The sequence below is a fragment of the Burkholderia sp. HMSC10F09 genome (genome assembly GCF_001806955.1).
Lineage (GTDB): Bacteria > Pseudomonadota > Gammaproteobacteria > Burkholderiales > Burkholderiaceae > Burkholderia > Burkholderia multivorans.
In genome coordinates this window covers 1-4,113 of record NZ_KV786729.1, presented here as the reverse complement: position 1 = coordinate 4,113, position 4,113 = coordinate 1, and the positions used below count along the sequence as shown (strand labels likewise).

General features: G+C 68.5%; 3 protein-coding genes. All 3 read left to right on the top strand.

The window, feature by feature from the left end:
* Positions 1-531 (top strand): GNAT family N-acetyltransferase (locus HMPREF3115_RS15610; protein WP_141751682.1); only part of this gene is annotated, 531 nt, incomplete at its 5' end.
* 31 nt (positions 532-562) lie between these two features.
* Positions 563-1,927 (top strand): lysine N(6)-hydroxylase/L-ornithine N(5)-oxygenase family protein, encoded by a 1,365-nt coding sequence (locus HMPREF3115_RS15605; protein ID WP_006400098.1) that lies wholly within the window; start codon positions 563-565, stop codon positions 1,925-1,927.
* Between the two features lie 43 nt (positions 1,928-1,970).
* Positions 1,971-4,113: TonB-dependent siderophore receptor (locus HMPREF3115_RS15600; protein WP_070555037.1), on the top strand; the 2,143-nt coding region annotated here is incomplete at its 3' end.

Here is a 4,113-nt window from a genome sequence, read left to right as displayed (position 1 = left end):
GCGCGCGACATGCCGGCGCTCGGCGTGCGTTTCACGCTGCGCGGCTGGCAGCCGGCCGACGATCCCGCGCGCATCGCGCGCTGGTTCGACACGCCGCGCGTGCGCGACGGCTGGCCCGGCGCGCAGCCCGGCACGGCGGCCGACTTCGAGCCGCACGTGACGCCGCTCGTCGGCTGCTTCGACGGCGAGCCGTTCGCGTATTTCGAAGCGGTATGGCTGAAGGAGGATGCGCTCGCGCCGCACGTTGCCGCGCGCGACTACGACCGCGCGCTGCGGATGCTGGTCGGCGAGTCGCGCTGGCGCGGCGCGCACTGCATCGCCGCGTGGCTGCCGAGCGTCGTCCATTACCTGTTTCTCGACGATCCGCGTACCGAAGCGATCGGCTGCGCCGTACCGGCCGGCCACGCGCGGATCGCCGAGCTGCTCGCGCGGCACGGCTTCGCGCGGCGGCGCCGTCTCGCGCTCGCCGACGGACAGCCGCTGTGGATGTGCACGCGGCGCGACACGTTCTTCTCCGGCCGTCACGTCTGACGGGCCGGTTCATCGACAAGGGAGCTGAGACATGCAGAGAGAAACCGTATTCGACCTGATCGGCGTCGGCTTCGGGCCGTCGAATCTGGCGCTGGCCGTGCGCCTCGCCGAGCGCGGCGGCCCGCGCGCGCTTGCGCATTGCTTCGTCGAGCGGCAGCCCGCGTTCGGCTGGCATCGCGGGATGCTGCTCGACGACTGCCGGATGCAGATCTCGTTTCTGAAGGATCTCGTCACGATGCGCGATCCGAAGAGCCGCTACACGTTCATCAACTATCTGTTCGAACGCGGCCGGCTGAACGAATTCATCAACCTGAAGAACTTTTATCCGACGCGTGTCGAATTCCACGACTACCTGAGCTGGGTCGCCGACGCCTTCGACGATCGCGTGCACTACGGCGAAACGGTCACCGCGATCGAGCCCGTGCACGGCAGCGGTGCGCGCGTCGATGCGCTGCGCGTCGTGTCGCGCGACGCAGACGGACAGACGCATCGGCGCGTGACGCGCGCGCTGTCGGTCGGCATCGGCGGCGCGCCGGCGATTCCCGACGCGTTCGCGGCACTCGGCAACGAGCGCGTGATCCATTCGTCGTCGTATCTGGCCGACATCGCGCGGCTCGTCGCCGCACCGGACGGCGAACGTCGCCGCGTCGCGGTGATCGGCGCCGGGCAGAGCGCGGCCGAAGTGTTCGTCGATCTTGCGCGGCGCTTCCCGCACGTCGACGCGAGCCTCGTGATGCGCGCCGGCGCGCTGAAGCCGGCCGACGACAGTCCGTTCGTCAACGAGATCTTCAGCCCGGCATTCACCGACGTCGTCTACGCGCAGCCGCACGACGCGCGACGCGCGCTGCTCGAGCGCTATCGCGACACGAACTACGCGGTCGTCGATCGGCCGCTGATCGAACAGATCTACGAAATGCTGTACCTGCAGCGCATCGACGGCACGCCGCGCCACGCGCTGCTCGCGAACCGCGCGATCGAAGCCGCGTCGCGCACGGCGGACGGCCGCATCGAGCTCGCGACGCGCGACCGGATGAGCGGCGCGACGCAGGTCGAACGTTTCGATGCGCTCGTGCTCGCGACCGGCTACCGCCGCGACACGCATGCCGCGCTGCTCGCGGGCCTGGCGCCGGAGCTCGGCGACGCGCTGGCGCGCGGCGACGTCGGGCGCGATTACCGGCTCGCGACGCCCGCGCACTTCGCACCGCGCATCTATCTGCAAGGCTGCTGCGAAGACAGCCACGGGCTGTCCGACACGCTGCTGTCGGTGCTGGCGCGACGCGCGGACGAAATCTGCGCGTCGCTCGAAAGCGGCATGCCGGGCGCGCACGACGATGCCGCGGCCCGCGCACGACAAGAAAACGGGGTGAGCGCGGGCCGCATGGCTTTCGCTCTTTGAGAGGCGCGGTCGGGAGACCGCATGACAAGTGGAGTAAAAGAAGATGGATTGGGCAACAGGCACGCGGTTGCGTGCGATCGCGGCCGCGGCGAGCGTGGCATTCGGTGCGGCGGCCGGGCAGGCGTTCGCGCAGACCGCGCCGGCGGCGAATGCGGGGACTGCCGCGTCGGCGAACGGCGCGCAGAACGCTGCGTCGGCCGGCACGCTGCCGGCGATCACCGTGAACGCGGCGTCGGAAGGCGACGGCACGGTGGGGCTCGTCGCGAAGCGCAGCCGGACCGGCACGAAGACCGACACGCCGATCGAGGAGATCCCGCAGACGATCAACGTCGTGACCGCGCAGCAGATCGAGATGACGGGCGCGACCGACGTGAACACCGCGCTGCGCTACGTGCCGGGCTTTTCGTCGTACGGCTCGGACAACCGCTCCGACTGGTACGCGGCGCTGCGCGGCTTCACGCCGACCGCGTACGTGAACGGCCTGCAGGTGCCCAACACGTTGAACCTCGCGAGCTGGCGCGTCGATCCGTACATGATCGACAGCATCACCGTGCTGCGCGGCCCGACGTCGGTGCTGTACGGCGCGGGCGATCCGGGTGCGATCGTCGACGTGAAGACGAAGCTCGCCGACGGCGAGCGCGTGCGCGAAGCGGGCGTCGAGATCGGCAACTACGCACGCAAGCAGTTCATGATCGACGTCGGCGACAAGCTCGATCCGGACGGCAAGTACGCGTACCGGTTCGTCGGCGTCGCGCGCGACGGCAACGCGGTGACCGGGCCGAACAACGACCAGCGCGTCGCGCTCGCACCGTCGTTCCGCTGGCGCCCGAACGCGGACACGTCGCTGACGCTGTCGGCCACGTATCTGCAGGACTGGGGCGACATCTCGTCGAACTTCCTGCCCGCGGCCGGCACGGTGCTGCCGAATCCGAACGGGCAGATCACGAAGGACATCTACGAAGGCGACGGCAACTTCAACTACTACCGCAAGAAGCAGTGGTCGCTCGGCTATCAGTTCGAGCACAATCTGAACTCGATGTGGACGTTCCGGCAGAACACGCGGTGGATGCATCTGTCGCTCGACAACGGCTCGGTGTGGGGAGCGGGCTTCGCCGACGAAACGCTGACCGAAGTCAACCGCTGGGCCGGCGTGTTCCAGATGAACTACAGCCGCTTCGACATCGACAACAATCTCGAGGGCCGTTTTGCGACGGGTCCGCTCCAGCACACGCTGCTGCTCGGCTTCCAGTACAACCGCCAGACGGCGACCGATAGCGAATGGCTCGCCGCCGCGCCGACGCTGAACCTCTACAACCCGGTGTACACGCCGGTCACGACGGCCGTGTTTTCCAATCCGGACACCACGTACCGCACCAACACGTACACGACGATGAACACGTTCGGCCTGTACGCGCAGGACCAGATCAAGTGGAACCGCTGGACGCTGACGCTCGGCGGCCGCGAGGACTGGGTCAACATGCGGATGGACGATCGCGCGGCCGGCACGCAGTCGAAGGCCGACGTGTCGGCGTTTACGGGCCGCGTCGGCCTCACGTATCAGGCCGGCTACGGGCTGTCGCCGTATATCAGCTATTCGACGTCGTTCAATCCGATCATCGGCGTGAGCCTGCTCGACGGCGGGGTGCCGAAGCCGACGCGCGGCAGGCAGATCGAAGCGGGCCTGCGCTGGCAGCCGCCCGGCAAGAACCTGATGCTGAATGCCGCGATCTATCAGATCAACCAGACCAACGGCGTTACGCCGGCGCTGCCGACGCAGGATCCGAGCGGCACGAAATCCGTGCAGACCGGTGAAGTGCGCGCGCGCGGGATCGAGCTGAGCGCAACCGGCAAGGTCACGCCGAACCTGTCGCTGATCGCGTCGTACGCGTATCAGGACGTGAAGGTCGTGCAGGCCAACGACGCGACGCTGAACAACTGGCCGGTCGACATTCCGCGGCCGCGCCAGATGGCGTCGCTGTGGGCCGACTGGACGTGGCACACGGGGCCGCTCGCGGGCTTCGGGCTCGGCGGCGGCGTGCGCTACCAGAGCGCGTCCGCCGGCGCGGCCGACAACTCGCTGACGGTGTCGAGCTACACGCTGATCGACGCGGCCGTGCATTACGACGTGCGCAACTGGCGCTTCGCGGTGAACGCGACGAACCTGTTCAACCGTCATTACATCAGCG

Excerpts from the sequence above, each read along its gene's own strand:
- HMPREF3115_RS15605 (WP_006400098.1), top strand. The coding sequence starts at position 563 with ATGCAGAGAGAAACCGTATTCGACCTGATCGGCGTCGGCTTCGGGCCG.